The organism is Streptomyces ovatisporus, from assembly GCF_042653885.1.
GTDB lineage: Bacteria > Actinomycetota > Actinomycetes > Streptomycetales > Streptomycetaceae > Streptomyces > Streptomyces ovatisporus.
This window is the reverse complement of sequence record NZ_JBHSFH010000013.1, coordinates 121,351-142,710: the sequence shown is the minus strand read 5'-3', so window position 1 is coordinate 142,710 and position 21,360 is coordinate 121,351. Positions and strand designations below refer to the sequence as shown.

Sequence of the window (21,360 nt, the reverse complement as noted above, 5' to 3'; positions counted from 1 at the left end):
TCAGCCCTCCATCACGAAGCCGTGGTGGGCGATCTCGATCGTCTCGACGGCCACCTTCGGCTGCTCGGCGTTGAGGACGGGGCCGGTCCAGCGCACCGGCACCACCTCCAACAGCCCCCACCTGGCGACCGGTCGGCCGTCGCCCGTACGCGCCTCGATGTGCGCGGTCTTCCGGCTGAACCCCGTCGTCATCGACGCGAACCAGCGCGCCACCTTCTCCGTGTCGCGCGTCAGGGGCCGCGACAGCTTCACGTTGGGGTACTTCAGACGGGTCGGCAGCTGCCAGATGTGATGGTTGTTGCCGCCCTCCTCACGCTGCTCCAGCACCACCTCGGCGCCCAGGCCCTGGCAGCTGTTGAACGAACCGAGCTCGATGTCGTCGATGGTGACGACGAAGCAGACGCTGACCGCGGGGTCGTCCGTGGCGGGCATGCTCAGCTCCTCTCTCCGGGGGCTCGTGGTCGGGGTCGGCGGCGGTCAGTGCCTCGTGTCGATGAGGAAGCCCGCCCGCTCCCGGTCGAGCCGCAGCTCCGCTTTGAGCATCCGGCTCAGCGGGGCGAACAGAGCGCGTACGAGCTCGTCGGTCACCTTCGGGGTGCCGCCCTTCTCCGAGTGCGCACCTTGAGGGCCGTTGGCGTCCGGGGGACCGGGCTGGTCGGCGGGATCGGCGCCGGGTTCGGGTGGGGGCTCAGGGTCCGGCTCAGGGGGCGGGTCGACGGGTTCGTCGGGTGTGTCCGGGGGAGGTGGTGGGTCGGCTGCCGTGTCCGCTGCCGGTGCGTCGGTGTCGCGCTGGACGGTGGGGGGCCGGAAGACGACGGACCCGTCCGCCATGCGCTGGGCCACCCCGGCGGCGACGGCGACCGAGCCGGCGTCGACGGGGGTTGTGGAGGCGGTCAGCGGTGCGGTCGGCGGGGCGGGGGTGCTCGGCGGGGCGCTCGTGACCGTCCTTTGGACTGGTGGTGCGGGGGTGACGAGGCGCGTGGGAGCAGGTGAGGCGGTCGGCGGAGCTGCGGCGGTTCGCTGGACGGGTGCCGTCGCGACCGGAGAACTGCTGCCGACGGGGTCACCTGGGCGCGTGGTGTGCGGACGGCCGGTGCCGGGGGAGTCCGGTGCGGTCCACCTGACGGGTACGGCGGGCGGGGCGGAGTCCGGCGTGGCAGCCGGAGCGCTGTCGGAGGCGGCTTCGCCCCCTGAGAACAGCGGCATGGAGCGCTGGGCGACGAGCGGTGCGACGACCGGCTCCGGCGACGGCGCGGGGAGCCGGGGGAGCGGCGTGCCGTCCGCGGCAGCGCGCTGGAGGGGCACGGGGCCGTGCATCACGGGCGGCGCGGCGCTCTGCTCCACCGCCGGTTGGCTCGGCGCTGTCTCCTGGGGGCCCTCGTCCGTACGGGAAACCGTCGTCGGCGGGTCGTCACCGAGGAGCGGCCTGGACGGTTCCTCGAAGCCTTCCGCCACGGCCGGGCCGGGCTCCGAAGTCCCTTCCCCGGCGGAGGAGTCGGGACGGGAGGCAGACTGGGAGGAGTCCGAGACGGCGGTCCGCTGCGCGGTGGGTGGCAGGCTGTGCAGCGGCTCGCCGAGCCCGAAGCCGCGGGGCCTCTTCGCGGCGGGTGGAGTGCCTGCGACGGCGCGTTGGGCGGACGCTTCAGGCCGGGCGGTGCGCTGCACCGGAGCCGCAGGAGGCGTCGATGTGTCGACAGTGCCGACGTCCGTGCTTGTCGCCCCAGGTTGCGGGGCCGCGACAGTCAGTCGCGGCAGTTCGTGAAGCGAGGTCCCGAGCGGCCGTGCGGACGTCAACGAGACGCTCTCCGCGGTCCGTTGAAGCGGCGCAGGAGCCGCCGAGCCGCCCTCCGGGCTCCCGGGCGCGGACTCCGAGGGCCGAGAGAGCTCCTCCGTCTCCCGGCTGACCGTGAACGCGCTGGTGAGCCCGTGTCCGAGCCCGGACGGCGCTTCTGGGCTGACGAGATGCCCGAGCGGCCTCTGGAACGACGTGTCCTGCCAGGCGCTCAGCGAACCGCGGAAGCCGACCGGGTCGGAGACCAGTCCGGGCGGCGTCCCCAACGCACGCTGGAGCGGCGGCAGTTCGCTCCAGGCGGGCACGGCCGGCGCAGCTGCCGGCGGCGTGTCGGCAGGTACCGGTGACACGTCCGGCGACGATTCCGTGCCCCCTCGGCGGCTGTTCAGCCAGGACAGCAGTCCCATCAGTTCCTCGGCCCCCTCGCTCTCGCTCTCGGCGCGCTGCCGTCAGCCGCCCAGCCGGGCGATCTGGTCCACGTACCGCAGACGGTCGGCGTGCTCCAGATCGAGGATCTGGTCGAGCGACCAGTGGAAGTGGTAGGCGACGTACGCGACTTCCTCGTGGATGCGGTCCGCCGCGTACGTCACGATTCCCCCAGGCGACCACCGCCGGCGAGATCGACCGCGAAGCTCTCCTGACACGACGGGCACGTCACGGCAGCCCGGGAGTGCCCCTCGGCGTTGATGCGCCTGTAGAAGTCCTGGAGGAAGGCCAGATCGGAGGCGAACAGGTCCTCCACGATGCCCGGATGGACGTCCCCTACTGTGCCCAGCCGAACCAGGACGCGGGAGATGAGCACGACCGACAGATACGCCGCGTTCTCCCGCACCCGGTCGTCGCGGAGCGGGATCAACTCGTCCCGTGCCGTGGCCAGTCGCATCACGCCGGTACGGTGCACGGTGCCCGACTCGTCGACGTACCCCCGCGGCAGCTCGAAGGGGAACTCCGTGCGCAGCGGCTCCGGACGTACGGCCGACGCGCCGTCGCTCCCCGCCTCCGGAGGCCCCGCCTGTGTCGGCGCGACTGCGGTGTTCGTACGCCGCATCAGTCGACTTCCATGTTCTCGTACGTGATCACGAGCTTCTCGGTGAGAACCGAGGTGTCGCCCGCCTTGAGGGTGCTGATCTCAAGGGACTTGGGCCAGGCGTTGATGAGCTTGTAGCGCTTGATCGGGACGCCCTCGTAGTCGTAGACGATGATGGCCCCGTGGCGGCGCGCGCTGTGCATCCGCCCGAACCGCGAGTCCTTGATCCAGCTCTCGAAGCTGTTGTCCTCCGTCAGACCGCGGGTGAGGGTGACCTCCCCGGCCTTCGGACGCCCCGGCAGCTTCTTGATCGCGTACTTGCCGTCCGTGCTGTTCTGCTTCAGCTCGATGACGTCCTGCTCCATCTTCAGACCACTGACCTCGGTGATCTGCCGGATGAGCACGGCATCCAGTTCGAGTCCGAAGGAGTGCCCGACCGAACTGTCGAGATCGGGGAGTGGCATGCCGGCCTCCTTGCCTGCGTCGCTCGCGTCGTTGCTGGTGGTGGCGGGATCGGGAGTGCTGGATCCAGTCGGTCTCGGTCAACGGCGTGCGTGCTGCGTCGACTTGGCCTCGCCGCCGGTCACTCGTCGACCGCGCCGGAACCGCCGGACAGCTGCGCGAGCCGGAACACCACGAACTCCGCCGGCTTCACCGGGGCGACGCCGACCTCGCACACGACCTGCCCGTTGTCGATGCTCTCCGGCGGGTTCGTCTCGTTGTCGCACCGCACAAAGAACGCGTCGTCGGGAGTGAGGCCGAACAGTGCGCCCTTTCGCCACTCGTTGACGAGGAACGCCGAGACGGTCCGCCGCACCCGGGCCCACAGCGCGTCGTCGTTGGGTTCGAAGACGACCCACTGGGTGCCCTCGAGGATCGACTCCTCCAGGTAGTTGAACAGCCGCCGGACGTTGAGATAGCGCCAGGCCGGATCGCTGGAGAGCGTCCTGGCGCCCCAGATGCGGATGCCGCGTCCGGGGAAGGCACGGATGCAGTTGAGTCCGATCGGATTGAGCAAGTCGTGCTCGCCCTTGGTCAGTTGGGTCTGCAGGGCCACGGCGCCGCGAATCACCTCGTTCGCCGGGGCCTTGTGGACGCCGCGCGTCTCGTCGTTCCGTGCCCACACGCCGGCGATGTGGCCGCTCGGCGGGACGAGAGTGTTCCGGCCGGCCCCGGCGTCGAACACCTTGATCCACGGGTAGTACAGCGTCGCGTACTTCGAGTCGAAGGCCGTTCGTTCGGTGCGCCACGTACGCACCTGCTGCGGGCTCAGACCGGGCGGGGTGTCGAGGATCGCGATACGGTCGCCCATCGCCTCGCAGTGCGTGATGATGCCCTGCTGGACGGATATCACCGTCTCCAGGTCCAGCACGCCGCGCTCGTACGCACTCATCAGGTCCGGTGCCGCCACCATCGTGATGTCGTCGAAGGCTTCCAGGCCGCCGAGCCCCGTGCGCTGGTCCGGGTCGCCGACGTAGGTGTCCGTCGACACCTCGCCGGGGGCCGCTGCCCCTCCGGCTGCCGCACCCGGCGGTGCCGCCAGCGTCACCGACTGCGCCTCCGGACGGGCCGGCGCGGCGCCCTTGCCGGGCTCCTCCAGCGAGATCAGCGAGGACTGCGCCTTCACCCGGGTGGCGACGTTCTCCTTGCTGCGCTTGGCGGTGACGGAGGCGTACGTCTCCTCGACGCGGCCGTCTCGCTTGACGATCAGGGTGAAGACGTCCCGGGGCGGGTCCTCTCCCTCCGGGTCTGCTACTTCGACCGTGATCTCGCCCGTCACGCCGGGGAGCGTCCGTACGACGTAGGGACCCAACTGCGCCTGCGCACCGGCGACCAGCTCGCCCTGCTCCGCGTCCTGGTCGCTGCCGCCGATGCGCACGATGTAGCAGATGCCGCCGCCGTTGGCGAAGAAGCCCTGCACGGACGTGGCGAGGTACGTACCCTCGACGAAGTCGCCGAAGACGGTGGTGAATTGAGTCCAGTTGGTGATGAGCGTCGGCTCGTTCAGCGGGCCCTTCTGCGCGAATCCGATGAAGGCGGCGACCGACGTCCCCACACCTTGGATCGGGCGGGAGCCGGACTCCACCTCTTCCACGTAGACGCCCGGCGACAGGTACGACGGCATGCCACGCTCCTCCTTGACCTGGACCTCGAAGACTCGACCTCGGTCGGGAAACGCAGGCGATTCTTGTTCGTGCGCCGGATCGTCTGAAAGGGCTTTCGGCCGCCCCGGCGTACAGAACCGTGTGCCCGAACGTGCAGCGGGCCGTGCCTTTCCGCGGTGACTCACGCTTGAGCTGAGAGCCGTGGCCGCCGCGAAGCTGCGGCCATGTCCGGGACGTACGGTCGGGGGCGCGCGGGTCACGGGGTCGGCGGTGCCGGCCGGGTGGCGCGGTGAAGGCGGCCCCGGAGAAGTCCTCGAAGCCCTCGGGTACGGGCGCCGGATCCCAGCAGGAGACGGGCCGTTCGGCGACGGTACAGCAGACCGCGGAGGCGGCACCGGCAACCCCGTCCACTTCCGGTCCGGGCCTGGACCGTCGAAGTCTGCAGCGCCTCCAGGGAGTCGCGGGCAACGCGGCCGTGTCCCGCCTTGTCGCCCAGCGCTACACCGCGCCCGTCAAACCGCCCCCGTCCAGCGCGCCCGGTTTCCGCAAGGTCACCTCGGATGTGGCGGCGAAGAAGCAGAAGGTCGCTCAACATCCGCCTGCGGAGGGTGAGTCGAAGTCCGCGCAGGACGCGGCGAAGGCGCCGGACGACGACAAGGAGGCGCAGGGCAAGGTCGCCAACTCCGAGAAGATGGACAAGGCGAAACCCGGCGAGTTCGACAAGCAGGCCTTCATCGACGCGGTGAACAAGGCCATCGCTGACCAGGCGCCGAAGAACCTCGACGAGGCGGAGAAGTTCTCCGAATCGGGCAAGGCCGAGAACGTCAAGGAGCAGGTCGACGGCAAGGTCTCCGACGGCAAGAAGACCTCCGCGAAGGACATCGACTCCACCACCAAGGCCGAACCCGACACGTCCGCGGCCAAGGAGAAAGACGTCACGCCGATGTCGCCGGACAAGCCTCCGGCGAACCCTGGCGCGCCCGACGCCGAGGGCGCCGTGCCGGAGAAGCAGCCGCCCGAAGTGACGGACTTCTCCGAGGGGCCGAAGGCCAACGACAAGGCGATGGCCGACGCCGAAGTCACCGAGGAGCAGCTGAAGAAGGGCAACGAGCCGGAGTTCGACGCCGCGCTGGGGGAGAAGAAGAAGGCGGAGGCGGACTCGGCGAAGGCCCCGGGCAAGGCCAGGGGGGCGGAGAAGGAACAGCTCGACCAGGCCAAGGAGGGAGCCGCCGCCGAGGGCACCAAGGCCATGGCGGCGATGACAGCCAAGCGGGGCGAGGCCGGCAAGCAGATCGACGGCGGCAAGAGCGAGACCAAGTCGAAGGACGAGCAGAAGCGCGAACAGGTCACCGCCAAACTCCAGAAGGTCTTCGACGCCACGAAGAAGGACGTCGAGGGAATCCTGGACGGCCTGGACAAGAAGGTCGACGACCAGTTCACCAAGGGGGAGAAGGCGGCGCGAGCCGCCTTCGAGGCCGACCAGTCGCGCCGCATGAAGGAGTACAAGGACAAGCGCTACTCCGGATTCACGGGCAAGCTCCGCTGGACCAAGGACCTCTTCAAGGGGCTCCCGGACGAGGCCAACCAGCTCTACCAGTACTCACGCAAGCTCTACGTGCGGAAGATGCAGGGCGTCATCTCCTCGATCGCGGACACGATCGGCGCGGAGCTCGGCAAAGCCAAGGCCCGTATCAGGAAGGGCCGTTCGGAGCTGAAGGCGGAAGTCGACAAGCTCCCGGAGGACCTGAAGAAGTTCGGGCAGGACGCGGCGAAGGATTTCGCGGGCAAGTTCGACGACCTCGAGTCGGAGGTCGACGACAAGTCCAAGCAGCTCGTGACGGACCTGGCGACGAAGTACACCCAGGCGCTCAACAAGGTCGACGACCGGATCAAGGAGCTCCAGGAAGCCAACAAGGGTCTGATCGACAAGGCCAAGGACGCGATCGTCGGCGTCATCAAGACCATCAACGAGCTCAAGGATCTGCTGCTGGGCATCCTGGCGAAGGCTGCCAGCGCGATCATGAAGATCATCAAGGACCCGATCGGGTTCCTGCAGAACCTGGTCAAGGCGGTCGGCGCCGGCCTCCAGCTGTTCATCACCAATATCGCCGACCACCTGAAGAAGGGCCTCGTCGCCTGGCTGCTGGGCACGGCGGTCAAGGCGGGCATAGAACTCCCGGCGAAGTTCGACCTCAAGGGCATCATCCAGCTCATCGCCTCGACGCTGGGCCTGACGTGGGACAGCATCCGTGAACGCGTGACCCGCAAGGGCGTTCCGGACCAGGCCATGGAAGCGGTCGAATCCCAGGTCCCGGTGGCGAAGGCGCTGGCGAAGGAGGGGCCGTCGGGCGCGGCCGACGAGATCTCGGCACAGGTCGGTGACCTGAAGTCGACGATCCTCGACGACCTGAAGTCCTACCTGATCCCCACGGTCATCATCGCGGGCATCACCTGGATCGTCTCCCTGCTCAACCCGGCCTCCGCCTTCGTCCGCGCGGTCAAGGCAATCATCGACATCGTCATGTTCGTCGTGAACCAGGGCGCGCAGATAGTCGAATTCGTCAACGCGGTGCTCGACGCGGTCATCGAAATAGCGAACGGCGGCGCGGCAGGCGTACCCAAGATGGTCGAGGCTGCGTTAGCAGCGAGCATCCCCTTGCTGATCGGGCTGCTCGCCTCCCTCCTCGGCATCGGCGGCCTGGCCAACAAGGTCAAGCAGGTCATCCAGAAAGCCTCGAAGCCGGTTAACCGAGCGATCGACAAGATCGTCGACAAGATCGTGAAGGCAGGGAAGAAGCTCTGGTCCAGGCTCAAAGGAAAAGGAAAAGGCGACAAGGGCGAGGGCGACAAGAGCAAAGGCGAAAAGGATCAGATCGTCGGTGACCTGTCACTCACGCAGAGCACGGACATGGCTGGCGAGGACCACGCGGTCTACGTGGAGGTCAAGCAACGCAAGGTCCATGTCGAGATGGCCTCGCAGAGGCGGGAGTGGATCGGTGGCCTCATCGCCTCGGCGCTCGAGAAGGAGGAAGCCGGCCGGAAGCGGTCGGATCTGCTGAGGTACCTCAACGGAATGGACGCTCAGGTCAAGGAAATGGAGAGTACTGACGCCAGTCGGTTGACGCAAGCCAAGAAGGACCGGATCGAGAGACAGTTGATCGAGATCACTCGGGCCTTGCACCTCCTTGGTCACACATTCGGGATGAAGGACCTTCTCGACTTCACCAAGAGCAACTACACGGCAAATGGAAAGTTGCTGGATGACTACCGCAACGGCAAGGCAATCCGCGCGACCTTCTACCCCAACTGGAACGCAGCCGCTCAGAAGGAGAAGCGCAGGCAGCTCAAGGAGCACACTAACCGCCTGACCACAGAACAAACTACGTGGGACCCAAGAGGCAAACACACAGGATCGAACTGGTACGTATGCCCCGGTAACGGCTCCCGCGGCCCACACCTTGCAGACAAGTCGACTTCCAAGGGTCTGCCTGCCATTGATCATACGCGGGAGGTCTCCACGCACTGGAATGAAGAAGGCCACAACACTCCGCATCCGCCACGTGAGACGTGGTACAACAACGTTTCCAATCACGTGACGATGTGCACCAGTTGCAATGGCAGCAAGAGCGGTCCCGACTTCAATACCGATGTGGGCCCCGATTTCCGGGGACCGGGAGACCCGCCGTGACGGATCCTGTGGACATCGTCCCCGACACCGGGCCACTCAATTTCAAACTGTGGCTCCCCTGCTGGGAATCGAGCAACGGCCGACTCCGCTGCCGGTTCCAGGCCACTACCGCGGGCCTCACCCAGCTCAACGAGGGAACCTCGGAGTGTATGGCCCAGTTTCTGGCCGAGCTCGACCAGGCAGAAGCGGTGAACATCACTTGGTCGAGCGAGCGGTACCGGACGACGTTCTTCGCCGACTCCCCTGACGCCGACGAGTGGGAAGACAGGCTGGTGATGACTTGGGCCGTTCAGATCGAAACCGACAGCGATGTCGACCCGGAGGACGCTGGCACGCATGCCCCCGGCCCGCATGGCAGCTACGCCTACGACACCACCTTCGCAGACGAGGACGAAGACTGGGAGCGAATTCGTGACCGGGTATTAGTCATTGCGGGCACGGCTTACGGCCCCAATCTCGACCCGGCACCACTGGTGTCTGCGGAAGGCGTCCTTTCGGCAGACACCAGCGTCTTCGACGGCATGGTCGCGCTCGACCTTGGGGTGCTCGTCTTCCCCGACGATCTACCGTTGATCGACGGAGTGCTCGCACGATGCCGCGATCAGGGCCTCTGCACGAATTGGAAGGAGCCGGGCTCCTGATTGTGGCCACTTACCCACGCCGATGCTCGGCCGAGAGCCAGCGTGACGAGCGGGGCGTGCCCGGACAGACAAGTGTCGACGCACTTGCCAGCCGACAACCTTCAGTTCAGCAGCGCTACGTATGGGCCGAACTCCGAGGCCAGTGTCAGACGGCCTAGCTTCTGGTACTCGCGCTGGATTGCGTGGATCAAGTCCCGCATCGTCAACGGGGAGTTGGACTCCGCCTTGAGGTAAGCCGCCGTGATGGCGATGGAGCGGATGTTGCCGCCTGCCAGCTCGAAGGACTCCGCGCAGAAGGCGAGGTCCACGTCTTCCGAGTGGGGGAGGAGCGGGGCCAGGCAGCGTTGCCAGAGCACCAAGCGTTCCGCAGCCTCCGGCAGGGGGAAGTCGACGACCAGGTCCAGGCGGCGGGTGAAGGCGTCGTCCAGGTTGGCGCGGAGGTTCGTGGCCAGGATGGCCAAGCCGTCGAAAGTTTCCATGCGTTGGAGCAGGTACGCGCTCTCGACGTTCGCGTAGCGGTCGTGGGCGTCCTTGACCTCGGAGCGCTTGCCGAAGATCGCGTCGGCCTCGTCGAAGAGGAGGACGCCGTTGATGCCGGCGGCCTCCGTGAAGATGCGCTCCAGGTTCTTCTCCGTCTCGCCCACGTACTTGTCGATGACCGTCGACAGATCGACCGTGTAGAGGTCCAGGCCCAGGTCGGCTGCGATGACCTCCGCGGACATTGTTTTTCCAGTGCCCGAGTCACCGGCGAAGAGCGCCGTGACGCCGCGTCCGCGCCCCCCGCCCGGGCGCATGCCCCATTCGCCCAGTACGCGGTCGCGGTGCCGGGCGCGGGCCGTCAGTTCGCGGAGCTGGGCCAGGGGGTCGGGCGGCAGGACCAAGTCGTCCCAGCCGACAGCCGGTTCGATGTGGCGGGCCAGGCGGTCGAGCCCCGCTGCGTTCTGGGCGCGGGCTCCCGCCCGTACGTCGTCCGGTTTCAGCGAACCACCGTTGAGTGCTGCCGTTTGGGACGTGGCGCGGGCGGCTCCCGCGATCTGGTCCGGGGTGAGGAGGAACGGGGAGAGGGTTCGGGTCAGGTCCAGGTTGGGCGGGACCCCCGCGCCGTAGGACGCTTTCCAGAGTTCCGCCCGCGCTGTGGGTTCCACTCGCGGGGCCTGGAGGAGGAGCGGCGGGTGCTTCGACCATGAGGCGTCCCAGGGGGCGCGGCCCACGAGGATCACGGGGACGTGGGCGTTCGTCAACTGGCGGATGACGCCGACCTTTTCAGGTGTCAGGGCGTCCAGGGGACCGCAGACCATGCCCGAGCCCGTAAGGCGTGCCTCGCGGGTCAGGACGCGTACCGCTTCGCTCGGGTTCGGGTCTTCGGACAGGCGGTCGAGGTCCACGCCGAGCGGTGTGCGGCCGGAGCGCAGGAGCGCCGAAGCGCCCAAGGACGTGCCTGCGCCGCCCTGGTCTTCCCGGAGGTAGGCCAGCCGCACACCGTTGTTGAGAGCGCGGGCAAGTGGAGCCGGGTCGCCGACGCCTGGGACGTCCGGGCGGGGGACCAGTAGGTCCGTGATGCGTGGGTCAGGGGTGTCGTCGCCCAGCAGGTGCGCTGTCACCCGGTCGGGGACGCGCAACGCGCGGGCCAGGAAGGGGCGTTCAGGTTCCTCGATGAGGAGAAGCCCACCTGCGCGCAGCGGCGAGAGTGGGTGGAGGCGGGCCCGTGCGCCGGAGTCCGCCCCCGGCAGGCCGCACAACCCGAGGGCGAGTCCTGAGCTGGGGCGACGACGGGTCACGTCGTCGTTCAAGTAGCCGTAGAAGGACTCGAAGCGGTCGTCCAGGTCGGGGAGGAGAGAGATCAGGAGGACTTCCACGTCCAGCGCTGAAAGGCCGAACTCTCGGGCCACGGCGTGGAGTCGGGACGTCTCGTTCGCTCGGGATTCGGCCGCCGACAGGCGATCGGCCTCGGTGTCGTCCGGTGCGGCGATCGACCGGCCCTCGTTCAGGAGCCGGAGCACCGTCTCGTCGTTGAGGTAGAGGCCCCGGAATTCGTCGTCCGGGTGGGGGTCGGTGGCCTGCCGGGCCGCCACCGCACGACGTACCCGTTCCTCGATGATGACCGCTCGGTCGAGCAAGTGGCGGAGCGAGACGTCCAGTTCAGCGTCGCGATCGATGTCGGGTGAGGGCTCCCCGTCCGTCATTCGCCGCCCTCGGAGATGCGGGATGCGATGCCGCCCCGGCGTGTGCGCGTGCGGGGCTCGGGGTCGGCCCCGTCGTCGGCCGTCCGTCGCGGCGCACCCGGACGCGTGCCGTAGATCGGCTGCTTCGCACCGCTCGGTGCGGTGCGGTACGCAGTCGGCTCCCGGCCGGGACGGTCCTCGGGTGACGGGGCGTCGAAGAAGCCGAGTTGAAGACCCTCGTCGCCGACCGGCGGGCCGGCCGGATAGACAGGGGACGCGGTCGCCGGGACGCTCACCACCAGGTCTAGGGACGGCTTGAGTTCGCCGCCCAGCGCGCTCCACACGTCCGCGAACGACCTGTCCTCCGGCGGCGGCAGCGCCACCGTCATCGGTACGGCGACGCCGATCTCCGCCAGCGTCCCGGTCAACCGCTCGGCGGGCAGCGCCTCGTACTGGAGCAGGCAGGTCAACAGCGAGGAGAGCAGGCGGTGTTCGTCCTCCGGCCGCTTCGTCCACGCCGTGATCAGGTACGAGAGCTTGAAGTACCGGGGCGGGCGACGGCGGGCGACGACGATGCCCTGCTCGTCGTACTGGTTGTGCAGCCCTCGCTCGCGGAGCTGCATGTGTTCGCGGATGTCGTACAGGTACAGGTTCACCGTCGGGGCGTTGACCGTCGCCGCCCAGTCGCGGGTTGGCGCGTCGAAGACGACGGCGATCTGTCCGCCCTCCAGAGGTTCGGCCCGGAAGAGCGTGCGCAGGGCTTCGTCGACCTCATGGATCACGGTGTTTCCTCCCAGCTACGCGTCCTTGCGTTCCCCTTCCGCGGGAACCGCCCGATCAGCCGCGGCCCGCGAAGTCCGGCGGTTCCAGGTGCCGTTGAACGACCAGGAAGGGTTTCTGCAACCGGTCCAGCGCACGTACGTCGGCGCGCAGCTTCCGCGGACCGATCTGGTCCTTGCGCAGCACCAGTACCGGTGCCTCGAACGTCCCGTCACGTCCCACCCGCAGCGGCGAGCGGGCCGCCGTGATGCCCGGTTTCCATGTGAGGCGGACCGTGGCGCCGGGCGGGAAGTCCTTGCCCCGTGCCAGTACGGCCTGGCCGGGCGGCCCGGCCTTCGGCGTCACCGTCAACTTCGGTTGCAGCACGCGAAGATGAGCGCTGTCCTTGTTGTTCTTCCGGTCAGGGTCACGTGGGGAGCTGCTGACGGAGACGCTCACGTCGCCGCTCTCCGCCTCGCGGTAGACGGCTGCCTGTGCCACGACGAGCCGACCGCCGGGCTTGATGCTGCACGGGTCGCTGCTCGTACAACCCGTGAGGGGGCCGAGCGACCGGCGCTTCGACTTGTCGGCCTTGGGCCACTCGGCAGTGACCACCACGTCCTTGGCCGTCTTGGGGCCCGCGTTGGTGAGGATGAAGCGGGCGATCGTCTGCCTGCCCACGTAGTTCTTGGCGGGAGCGACGCTCGCCTTCACCGCGACATCGGCCTCATTCGGTACGGGCGGCGGCAGCACGGTGAACTCAGCCGAGTCCTTGCCGGTGTTGCCCGCGGAGTCGGTCGCCTCGCAAGTGACCTTCGTCGTACCGACCTTGAAGCGGGATCCGGACTCGGGCTCGCAGCTGACGGGAAGTTCGCCGTCGACTGCGTCGATCGCCGTGGCGGGGAAGTCGATTTCCGCACCGGACTTGCCCGGGGCTTCCACCGTGCGGTCGTCGACGGTCACCTCGGGGGCGTCGACGTCCTCGATCTCGATGGAGATGAGCTCCTGGTAGTCGGGTACGGGCTCCTCGCCCCCGTCGTCGCCGTCGGAGTCTCCCTCGGTTTCGCCCTGTACGTCGCCTTGCACGTCTCCCTGAACGTCTCCTTCTACCTCTCCCTGCACGTCACCTTGCACATCGCCCTGTACGTCCCCTTGCACGTCCCCTTGGATGTCGCCCTCGGCATCGCCCTCGGTGTCCCCCTGCACGTCGCCCTGCACGTCCCCCTGCACATCGCCCTCGGTCGTGCCCCCGTCGTCGCACCCTTCCGAGCCACCGAGCAGGCCCCCCAGCAGTCCGCCCAGCGCCCCCAGGCTGTCACCGCCCGTCAGTCCCGCGAGGGCGCCGCCCACGAGGCCGACGGCGCTGCCGTCGCAGCCGCCCGTCCCGGCGATCGCACCGGCCGCCGCGCCGGCGACGACCCGTCCGTCGGAACCGGCGACGCCGCCCGCGGCGGCTCCCGCGACGAGGCCGCCCTCCGAGTCGCCCGTACCGGCGATGAGCCCGGCCGCGGCACCGGCAGCCGCATCACCGTCCTCACCGCCGATGGCGCCCGCCGCGGCCCCCGCGATGGCGCGTCCCCCCGCAGCCGGGCCCGCGTCCTCGCCCTCCGGTCCCACCACGTACGGGTCCCTGTTCTGCCGGGATGCGGCGTCGTCGACGACGGTGTCCGGTGAACTCCCGTCCGGGAGTTTCCCGTCCGCGAGGAACTGGATCGTGCACGTCAACTCGGCGCCCTGCGGCGCGTCCTCGGCCGCCTCGACGGTCTCCGTGAAGGTGGCCGTTCTGCCGCTGGTCACCGTGCGCGTCGCCGGGGCGAGCGAGACGGACAGGGACGGATCGCAGCCGAGGGTCTGGTAACTGATGGTGGTGGGAAGGTTGGTGAGCCCTTCCACGACCTTGTCGGACACCTCGTCGGCGTCGATGCCTTCGAAGAGTTCGCCGTTGGTCTCCTCCACGACCTTCGTCGCCTGGCCCGGCTCGTGCGTCGGTTCCTGGTTCTGGTCCTCCCCGTTGCCGTTGTCGCCGTTGCCGTTGAGGCCGTCGCCCAGGTCCGTGGTCACGTCGACGCCCAGCACGCGAACGCCCGCGCTCCGCAAGGCGCTTGTCGTGTCACCGAGGGAGTGCCCGAGGCTCGGGTCGTGGCTGGACGCGTCGCCGACGAGGACGACGACCGGGCTGGCGCCCTCCCTGAACTCGGTCTGCCCACCGCTCCCGTGGGCGATCTGCCACAGCGCGTTGAGCCAGTCCTCGGCAGGTCCGGGGCTGTTGACGCCCCGGTCGGTGTCGAGACGGTCGACTCCGTTCTCCTGCACGTCGTCCATGTCGTCCGTGAGCCCTTGGAGCACCGTGTAGGCGCGCGGCCCGTCGATGGTGTCGCCGTAAGTGGCCACGGCGAAGCGGGCGTCGGACTGTTCGTCGGTCACCGAACGGGTGATCTCCCGCAGGTTCTCCTGCACGTTGGCGATCGGCGGGCCCATGCTGCGGGTGCCGTCGACGAGCAGTACGACATCGGGACGCGGAGGCACGACGGGCGTGCGCACCTTCTTGTCGACGGTCAACGACTCGCCCGGCGACAGGGATTCGTCGACACGGTGGGGCGTGACGGCCGGACCGCGGTCGCCGGGCCGGGACCAGGCCACGACACCGGGAAGGAAACTGATCGCCAGGACCAGCACGAGCGTCAGTGCGCCGATGTGCAGAGCGGTCGTCCCGGTCGCCTTACTCCCGAGGGACTGTGCCGCGGTACGCCATCCTGCCGCGCCGCGTGGTCGAAGGCGCTGAACCCCCCGCACAGAAGCCCCCTTCGGTGATCCGCCGATGCGCGCTTCACCCTCGCCTGCGTCCGCGTCCGTGGAGAGCGGAAGGGAGCCAACCCTTCGGGTACGGGCCCGTGCCCGAATGTGCACCGACCGCTGCGGCACCCCTCCGCGCCCGCGCCCGCCCCCGTCGACTCCCGTGCTGTGTACGCGACTTGAACCGCAGGTCAGCGCCGGCCGGTCGAGCCCGGGACCGGCCCGACCGCTCCGTCAGATCAGACCCTGCCGCAGTGCGTACGCCACCGCGTGCGACCGGTTCCGCAGATTCAGCCGCGTCATCACGGCGTGCAGCACGTTCTTGATCGTCCGCTCCGAGTAGGCGAGCTTGAGCGCGATGTCCGCCGTGTCGCATCCTTCGGCGACGAGCCGCAGCACCTCGATCTCACGGGTGGCCAGCCCGGTGAAGTTCAGCCCCCGTGGCCCGAGCACCTCGCCCTGGAGCTTGCCGACCTGTTCCAGGAGCGTGCCCAGCAGGTCCGGCGGCACATGACCCTCCCCTTTGGCCACGGCCCTGATGACTTTCACCAGCCGCTCCGGAGTGGCCTCGGCCCTCCGTACGATCCCCACGAATCCGCATTCGGCCGCGCTGAGCAGCTGCTGCTCGTCGATGTGCGTGGTGACCAGCACCCCCCGCGCGGCGCTGGTCCGGTGGATCTGCCGTAACGCCTGTAACACGGCTTCGTCGACGGCGTCCGCGACGACGACGACCACTTCGGGCGGTTCCGTCCCGTCCTGGTCCACGAGGCGGACTTCGGGCCGTGTCCGCAGATGGCTGGCCAGTCCGGCCTGTGAAATCGGGTCCTGGGCTCGTACGTCCACCGTGACGCGGTCCACGGAAGTGTGCTGGTTCATCCCGTGCTTCCCCTCCCCCTCGGTCAGGCGCCGAGATGCGCCTGCCTATGTGCAAACAATCTCTCTTCCAGTCGCTGCCGATCTGTGCGGCAGAAGGCTCCCCTGCCGTCCGTGCCCTGCGACAGAGGGCAGAACACGATGGCTCAGAGAGAACCCGCATTTGCCCGAAAGCGTTCCTGTCCGGCCGCTGCTCGTGGCGCCGGTGTGAACGTACGGTGCGCGCCATGAGTGTTTCGGCGAGCCTCGACGAGTCCACCGTCAGCCTGGAGCCCGGCAGCGAGGCGGCATTGCCCGTCCAGGTGCTCAACTCGGGCACCACGGTCGAGGAAGTCCGCTTCGAGGTCGTCGGGCCCTGCGCGGGCTGGGCCACTGTGGAGCCGGAAAGCCTGTCGCTCTACCCCGGGGCGTCCGGCGCCGCGACCATCACGCTGCGTCCGCCGCGCAGTTCGTCCGTCATGCCGGGGGAGACCCCGCTGGGTCTGCGCGTCGTACCCACAAGTGACGCGACGCAGACGGTCGTTCCCGAACGCGCCGTCGAGATACTCCCGTTCAGCGACGTCACCTCCGAGATCGTGCCCCGCTCCTCGCACAGCGCGTGGCGCGGGCGCCATGAGGTCGCCGTCGACAACAGGGGCAACACGCATGCCTCGTTCGACCTCGAAGCGCGCGAGGAGACCGAACGCGCCCGTCTGGTCTTCGAGCCGGCGGAGCTGAACGTACCGCCGGGCGAGGCGAAGTTCGCGAAGCTGAGGGTGCGGCCGGTCCACCGCGTGTGGCGGGGTGCGCCGGTCACGCATCCCTTTCAAGTGCTCGTGACGCAGAAGTCGTTGGGCGAGGGTGCCGAACCGCCGGTGCCTGTGGTGCTGGACGGGACGTACGAGCAGGAAGCCATCCTGCCGCGCTGGCTGCCCCGCGTACTCGTCGTGGCGGTGCTGCTGGTGGGCCTGCTGGCAGGACTCTGGTACGGGCTTCTGAAACCCACGGTGCGGTCGGCGGCCAAGGAGGCCATCACGCCGAAGGCGATCCAGGACGCGCAGGCGAAGCACACATCGGGAGGGGCGGGCGGAGGGCAGGCGTCCGGCGGTGCGGACGCCGGGGCGAGCGGCTCGGGCGGACGGAGCGCTGGCCAGGACGGAGGCGGGGGAAGCGGCTCCGGCTCCGGCTCCGGCGGCGGTGGAGGCGGTGGCGGCGGTGCGTCCGAGAGCGCCCGTACGCAGGTCAAGGACTCCGTCGGCGGCGGTGCGTCCGACAAGACCGCCTACACGGTCCCGGGCGGCAAGACCTTCGCACTGACCGACATCGTCGTGCAGAATCCGCAGGGCGATTCGGGCACCGTCGTCGTCTCCAGCGAGGACGGCCAGGTGCTCGACCTGGCGCTGGAGAACTTCCGCGACTCCGACTACCACTTCGTGACTCCGATCGAGGTCTCAGCCGGCGGCAAGATCACCATCTCCATCACCTGCCGTGAGGTGGGCAAGCCCGTGAAGGCGCCCAAGCCGTCGCAGTGCTCCGAATCGCTGTTCCTCGGCGGCTCGCTGAGGGATGCGAAGGGCGACTGACGAGCGTCGTGCGGGGGCCGGGCGGCGACCGGAAGCGGGCGCGTACGGCACACATGCCGGACGCGCTCCGATCCGTGCGCCGCAGTCCGCAGGCCGCGCTGCGGCGGCCGTACCCGGCGGGAGCTCACTCCGGAGGCGGCTCCTCCTCCTCTTCGGCCTTGGCGTCGCCGGCGGCGCGCTGCACGAACGACCCCTGTACGTCCGCGGGTTCCTCTTCCTCGTCCTCGGCCTGCCGCTGCAGTGCGGCGGGCGCTGGCGCAGCCGCCGGGGCCGGAGCGGAATCGGCTCCGGACGCCGGAGCGGGCTCCGCCATGACGCGCTCGGCGTTGGCGCTCGCTTCCTGCTCGAAACGGTCGGACGGATCGCTCACCCGGATCCCGCCGGGTGCCTCGGTGCCGTCGACGGGCCCGCTGCGCTGCTGCATGACATGGGTGAGCTCGTGGGCGATGGTGGTGCGGCCCTCGTGGGACGACGGATCGTAGGCGTCCCGCTGGAAGACGACGTCGTTCCCGACCGTGTAGGCGCGGGCACCGACGTCCTTCGCCGACTCGTGGGCCGCGGAGTCGGTGTGGACCCGTACGTCGGAGAAGTCGGCGCCGAGCCTGCCCTCCATGTCGGTCCGGGTTCCGGGGTCCAGGGACTGCCCGCCCGAGGAGGAGATCACCTCGTGGACGGAGGACCTGGCAGGGGGCTGTTCGCCGGCTTCCTCGCTCTCGCGGCCGTCCGTGGCGCCCTCCCGCTGCACCGCCGGCCTCCGCTGCACCATCGACGTCACGGCGCTGTTGCCCACCGTCCGTTGCAGGGTGCCCATACCGGGGCGGCCGACGACGTCCGTACGTCCGGAGGCAGCGGCGCGCAGCATATGCGGCAGCTCCGCCGCGGTGCGCGCGTCCGGCGACGTCCCGTCCCGCTTCAGGACCTCGTCGTGCTCGTGCCCCTGCTCCCCGTCATGCTCATGTGCGCGCATCGTGTCGCTCCCCCTCGGGCCTGCCGCCTCCGACCGCCGTACGGAAACCCAGCGTGACGGGGCGGGGGCAGAGCGTCCAGGACGTTCAGCGGCACCGGAGGTGCACTTCCGCTTGCCCTTCGGGGCAGAACGGCCGGGTCCCGGCGCTCCCGGGCCGGGGGAAGCCCCGCGGAACGGGCCGTCCGCACGGCGACGACGGCGGCACGCTCACGTGCAGCCGTCGCTCGATCGTCCGCTTGCAGGCCCTCAGGCCTTCTTGCGCTCCCGCACGACGCTGTCGGGCCCCGGTGACATCACGGCCTCGTGGCCGTCGTCGAAGCGCACCCGGAAGGGCGGTTCGCCGTCCGTGCCCAGTACTTCGACGATCTCCGCGACGCGGTCGTGATCGCCCACGACTCGTCCGTGCACCAGCAGGCTGTCGCCCGTCTTCGCTCGCATCAGGAGGACCCTCCTGTTCGCAGGGGTGTGCACGGTGCTAGCCGTGCAGTCCGCACTGTCCCTTTCTGTACAGATAAGTCTACGTCGGAGCGGTGAACTGCGCCCGGGCTGCGGCAGGGTCAGGTACGGCTCCGACGGACGACGGCGATGCAGACCAGCACCGCCACCGCCGTCAGGGGTGCGGCCGGCGAAAGCTCCTCGCCCAGCAGCAGCACCGACCAGCCGAGCGTGAGCAGCGGCTGCGCGAGCTGCGTCTGGCTGGCCCTGGCCACTCCCGCGACGCTCATCCCGCGGTACCAGAGCGTCAGTCCCAGCAGCTGGGAGCCCGCGGCCACCCAGAGCAGGCCCATGACGGAGTGCGCGGTCGGCCCGGCGGACGGCTCCAGTGCCAGTGCGGCGGCCGTGCCGGGTACGGCAAGCGGCAGGCACCCCACGAGCGCCCAGCAGACCACCTGCGTCCCGGACAGCTGGCCCACCAGGCGTGCGCCCTCCGCGTACCCCGCGGCGCACAGCAGCAGTGCGACGCCCAGGAAGAGATCCCCGATGGCGGGGGCGCCGCCGGACTCGTGCAGGGCGAAGGCGAGAACTGCCGCGGCTCCGGTGAGCGCGGCTGCCCAGAAGACACGGGACGGCCGGGCGCCGGTGCGCAGAGAGGAGTACAGAGCGGTCGTGAGCGGAAGCAGCCCGACGACGACGGCGGCGTGCGCGGTGGAGGAGGTCTGCAGGGCGAGCGTCGTGAGCAGGGGGAAGCCGACCATGACGCCGGACGCGGCGACGGCCAGCCACGGCCAGTGCCGCCGCGCCGGTACGGGCACGCGGAACACGGCGACCAGCACCGCGGCGAGGAGAGCGGCCAGCAGCAGCCGGAGGAAGGTCGCCGACCAGGGACCGAAGCCCTCCAGCGTCCAGGCGGTGGCGGGGAAGGTGAGGGAGAAGCACGTGACGCCCAGCGCGGCGAGAAGCAGCCCGCGGCCCGCAGCGCGGGGCGCGGCCGGGCCGGGCGGTCCGAGCCCGCTCTCCTGTCGTGCGCCTTCTTCCGCCCGGGACGGCCCGGAGTGCGGAACCGCTATCCCCACTGGCGTAGTAGCGCTATCGTTGTGTTTCATGTATGAGAGTAGCAGTGTCGCTGAGCTGGCGAAAACCCTCCGTGGTGTCCTCGACCGCTACTCGCCGGGGGAAAAGCTGCCGTCCAGTCGGGACCTCGTCGAGGCTCATCGCGTCAGCCCCGTCACCGTCTCCCGCGCCCTCGCCCGGCTCGCCGCGGAAGGGCTCGTCGTCACCCGGCCCGGAGCCGGGGTCTTCCGGGCGGGGCCGCGTACGGCGCCGCCCGCGAAGGGCGACACCTCGTGGCAGGAGGTCGCCCTGAGCGCGGACGCCTCGGCCGACCAGGTGCCGCGCAGCGTGGACGCCGGAGGCGTGCTGGCGACTCTGGCCGTGCCGCCTCCCGGCGCAGTCGAACTCAGCGGCGGGTACCTGCCCGCGAACCTTCGTCCCGAACGTGCGCTGTCCGCGGCGCTCGCGAGAGCCGGGCGCCGCCCCGGGGCGTGGGCCCGGCCGCCGGTGGACGGCGTCGAGGAGCTGCGGGACTGGTTCGCGAGAGAGATCGGCGGCCCCTCGGGAAGCGTCACGGCAGCGGACGTGCTTGTCACCTCGGCGGGCCAGAGCGCCATCACCACCGCGCTGCGTGCGCTCGCAGCGCCCGGTGCCGCCGTCCTCGTGGAGTCCCCGACCTATCCGGGGCTGCTCGCCGCGGCCCGTGCCTCCGGGCTGCGCCCCGTCCCCGTGCCGGTCGACGCGGACGGGGTCCGGCCCGAGCTGCTCGCCGAGGCCTTCCGTGCCAGCGGGGCGCGCGTCTTCGTCTGCCAGCCGCTCTTCCAGAATCCGACGGGGGCCGTCCTGGCAGCCGGACGCAGAGACGCGGTCCTGGAGGCCGCCGCGGCTGCCGGCGCGTTCGTCGTCGAGGACGACTTCGCGCGCTGCCTCGCCCACGAGGACTCCGGCCCGCTGCCGCCCCCGTTGCGTTCGGCGGACCCGGACGGGCGGGTCGTCCATATCCGCTCGCTCACCAAGATCACCTCACCGAGTCTGCGCGTGGGGGCGCTCGCGGCGCACGGGCCGGTGCTGGGGCGGCTGCGCGCCGTGCAGACGGTGGACAGTTTCTTCGTCTCGAGGCCGTTGCAGGAGGCCGCCCTGGAACTCGTGGGAGCGCCCGCCTGGCAGCGCCATCTGCGCACGGTGGCGGGGGAGTTGAGGAGCAGACGTGAGGTCATGCTCACGGCGCTGGCCCGCGAGGCGCCCGCACTGGTGCCCGTCCACGCGCCCCGGGGCGGCTATCACGTGTGGGTGCGCCTTCCCGACGGTACGGACGAGGCGGCGCTCGCCGCTGCCGCCCTGCGGGCAGGGGTGTCCGTCGCTCCCGGACGCCCGTATTTCGCCGCCGAATCACCGGCGCCGCATCTGCGGCTCAGTTTCGCCCCGGCGAGCGGGGAGGCCGATCTGGTGGAGGGCGTACGCCGGCTGCGTACCGCCTGCGAGGAGACGCTGGGGTGAGGC

General features: G+C 69.7%; 17 protein-coding genes. 4 read left to right on the top strand and 13 right to left on the bottom strand.

Features of this window, described 5'->3' with window-relative positions; genetic code table 11:
- The 6 genes from ACFPA8_RS21905 to ACFPA8_RS21880 form a co-directional block, all read right to left on the bottom strand.
- Positions 1 to 432 carry a phage tail protein gene (locus ACFPA8_RS21905; protein WP_386451137.1) on the bottom strand — a complete coding sequence of 144 codons (432 nt, stop codon included), beginning with the start codon at positions 430 to 432 and terminating at the stop codon, positions 1 to 3.
- A gap of 45 nt (positions 433 to 477) precedes the next feature.
- Positions 478 to 2,142 carry a hypothetical protein gene (locus ACFPA8_RS21900; protein WP_386451136.1) on the bottom strand — a complete coding sequence of 555 codons (1,665 nt, stop codon included), beginning with the start codon at positions 2,140 to 2,142 and terminating at the stop codon, positions 478 to 480.
- Between the two features lie 99 nt (positions 2,143 to 2,241).
- A complete protein-coding gene (locus ACFPA8_RS21895) occupies positions 2,242 to 2,382 on the bottom strand; it encodes a DUF6760 family protein (protein WP_386451135.1) in 141 nt (46 codons plus the stop codon).
- Entirely contained in the window at positions 2,379 to 2,840 is a 462-nt protein-coding gene (locus ACFPA8_RS21890; protein WP_386451134.1) for a hypothetical protein, read from the bottom strand. Before ACFPA8_RS21890 ends, ACFPA8_RS21895 begins: the two co-directional genes overlap by 4 nt.
- Positions 2,840 to 3,283, bottom strand: coding sequence for a phage tail protein (locus tag ACFPA8_RS21885; RefSeq protein ID WP_386451133.1), 444 nt, complete (start codon positions 3,281 to 3,283; stop codon positions 2,840 to 2,842). Before ACFPA8_RS21885 ends, ACFPA8_RS21890 begins: the two co-directional genes overlap by 1 nt.
- Positions 3,284 to 3,402: 119 nt before the next feature.
- Positions 3,403 to 4,944: a phage tail sheath family protein gene (locus ACFPA8_RS21880; RefSeq protein ID WP_386451132.1), complete on the bottom strand. Its 1,542-nt coding sequence runs from the start codon at positions 4,942 to 4,944 to the stop codon at positions 3,403 to 3,405.
- Between the two features lie 269 nt (positions 4,945 to 5,213).
- On the opposite strand from ACFPA8_RS21880, the gene ACFPA8_RS21875 reads away from it, so the two are divergent.
- Positions 5,214 to 8,612 carry a phage tail protein gene (locus ACFPA8_RS21875; protein ID WP_386451131.1) on the top strand — a complete coding sequence of 1,133 codons (3,399 nt, stop codon included), beginning with the start codon at positions 5,214 to 5,216 and terminating at the stop codon, positions 8,610 to 8,612.
- A 149-nt stretch (positions 8,613 to 8,761) separates the two neighbouring features.
- Positions 8,762 to 9,253 carry a hypothetical protein gene (locus tag ACFPA8_RS21870; protein WP_386451130.1) on the top strand — a complete coding sequence of 164 codons (492 nt, stop codon included), beginning with the start codon at positions 8,762 to 8,764 and terminating at the stop codon, positions 9,251 to 9,253.
- 101 nt (positions 9,254 to 9,354) lie between these two features.
- On the opposite strand, the gene ACFPA8_RS21865 is transcribed toward ACFPA8_RS21870, so the two are convergent.
- The 4 genes from ACFPA8_RS21865 to ACFPA8_RS21850 all read right to left on the bottom strand — a co-directional run bounded on the left by ACFPA8_RS21865 (position 9,355) and on the right by ACFPA8_RS21850 (position 15,843).
- Positions 9,355 to 11,436, bottom strand: coding sequence for an ATP-binding protein (locus ACFPA8_RS21865; RefSeq protein WP_386451129.1), 2,082 nt, complete (start codon positions 11,434 to 11,436; stop codon positions 9,355 to 9,357).
- The gene (locus ACFPA8_RS21860; RefSeq protein WP_386451128.1) at positions 11,433 to 12,197 is read right to left on the bottom strand and encodes a Pvc16 family protein; all 765 of its coding nucleotides are present in this window, start codon (positions 12,195 to 12,197) and stop codon (positions 11,433 to 11,435) included. Before ACFPA8_RS21860 ends, ACFPA8_RS21865 begins: the two co-directional genes overlap by 4 nt.
- 55 nt (positions 12,198 to 12,252) lie before the next feature.
- Positions 12,253 to 14,967, bottom strand: a complete 2,715-nt coding sequence (locus ACFPA8_RS21855) for a VWA domain-containing protein (protein ID WP_386451127.1) — start codon at positions 14,965 to 14,967, stop codon at positions 12,253 to 12,255.
- A gap of 234 nt (positions 14,968 to 15,201) precedes the next feature.
- The gene (locus ACFPA8_RS21850) at positions 15,202 to 15,843 is read right to left on the bottom strand and encodes a helix-turn-helix transcriptional regulator (RefSeq protein WP_386451126.1); all 642 of its coding nucleotides are present in this window, start codon (positions 15,841 to 15,843) and stop codon (positions 15,202 to 15,204) included.
- 224 nt (positions 15,844 to 16,067) lie between these two features.
- Between ACFPA8_RS21850 and ACFPA8_RS21845 the strand changes: the two genes are divergently transcribed.
- The gene (locus ACFPA8_RS21845) at positions 16,068 to 17,402 is read left to right on the top strand and encodes a COG1470 family protein (RefSeq protein ID WP_386451125.1); all 1,335 of its coding nucleotides are present in this window, start codon (positions 16,068 to 16,070) and stop codon (positions 17,400 to 17,402) included.
- A 124-nt stretch (positions 17,403 to 17,526) separates the two neighbouring features.
- Here ACFPA8_RS21845 and ACFPA8_RS21840 read toward each other — a convergent pair whose 3' ends face one another.
- From ACFPA8_RS21840 to ACFPA8_RS21830, 3 genes are all read right to left on the bottom strand, one after another.
- Entirely contained in the window at positions 17,527 to 18,369 is an 843-nt protein-coding gene (locus tag ACFPA8_RS21840; protein ID WP_386451123.1) for an eCIS core domain-containing protein, read from the bottom strand.
- A 246-nt stretch (positions 18,370 to 18,615) separates the two neighbouring features.
- Entirely contained in the window at positions 18,616 to 18,807 is a 192-nt protein-coding gene (locus ACFPA8_RS21835) for a DUF1918 domain-containing protein (RefSeq protein ID WP_386451121.1), read from the bottom strand.
- 119 nt (positions 18,808 to 18,926) lie between these two features.
- Positions 18,927 to 19,913, bottom strand: a complete 987-nt coding sequence (locus ACFPA8_RS21830) for a DMT family transporter (RefSeq protein ID WP_386451119.1) — start codon at positions 19,911 to 19,913, stop codon at positions 18,927 to 18,929.
- Between ACFPA8_RS21830 and ACFPA8_RS21825 the strand changes: the two genes are divergently transcribed.
- The gene (locus tag ACFPA8_RS21825) at positions 19,912 to 21,357 is read left to right on the top strand and encodes an aminotransferase-like domain-containing protein (protein ID WP_386451117.1); all 1,446 of its coding nucleotides are present in this window, start codon (positions 19,912 to 19,914) and stop codon (positions 21,355 to 21,357) included. The two genes, ACFPA8_RS21830 and ACFPA8_RS21825, sit on opposite strands and share 2 nt — an antisense overlap.
- The last annotated feature ends 3 nt before the right edge of the window (positions 21,358 to 21,360 follow it).

Bases quoted from the DNA above. Each gene is read 5' to 3' on its own strand.
- ACFPA8_RS21905 (WP_386451137.1), bottom strand. From the start codon at position 432: ATGCCCGCCACGGACGACCCCGCGGTCAGCGTCTGCTTCGTCGTCACC.
- ACFPA8_RS21890 (WP_386451134.1), bottom strand. From the start codon at position 2,840: ATGCGGCGTACGAACACCGCAGTCGCGCCGACACAGGCGGGGCCTCCG.
- ACFPA8_RS21885 (WP_386451133.1), bottom strand. From the start codon at position 3,283: ATGCCACTCCCCGATCTCGACAGTTCGGTCGGGCACTCCTTCGGACTC.
- ACFPA8_RS21880 (WP_386451132.1), bottom strand. From the start codon at position 4,944: ATGCCGTCGTACCTGTCGCCGGGCGTCTACGTGGAAGAGGTGGAGTCC.
- ACFPA8_RS21870 (WP_386451130.1), top strand. From the start codon at position 8,762: ATGGCCCAGTTTCTGGCCGAGCTCGACCAGGCAGAAGCGGTGAACATC.
- ACFPA8_RS21865 (WP_386451129.1), bottom strand. From the start codon at position 11,436: ATGACGGACGGGGAGCCCTCACCCGACATCGATCGCGACGCTGAACTG.
- ACFPA8_RS21850 (WP_386451126.1), bottom strand. From the start codon at position 15,843: ATGAACCAGCACACTTCCGTGGACCGCGTCACGGTGGACGTACGAGCC.
- ACFPA8_RS21845 (WP_386451125.1), top strand. From the start codon at position 16,068: ATGAGTGTTTCGGCGAGCCTCGACGAGTCCACCGTCAGCCTGGAGCCC.
- ACFPA8_RS21840 (WP_386451123.1), bottom strand. From the start codon at position 18,369: ATGCGCGCACATGAGCATGACGGGGAGCAGGGGCACGAGCACGACGAG.
- ACFPA8_RS21835 (WP_386451121.1), bottom strand. From the start codon at position 18,807: ATGCGAGCGAAGACGGGCGACAGCCTGCTGGTGCACGGACGAGTCGTG.
- ACFPA8_RS21825 (WP_386451117.1), top strand. From the start codon at position 19,912: ATGTATGAGAGTAGCAGTGTCGCTGAGCTGGCGAAAACCCTCCGTGGT.
- ACFPA8_RS21830 (WP_386451119.1), bottom strand. From the start codon at position 19,913: ATGAAACACAACGATAGCGCTACTACGCCAGTGGGGATAGCGGTTCCG.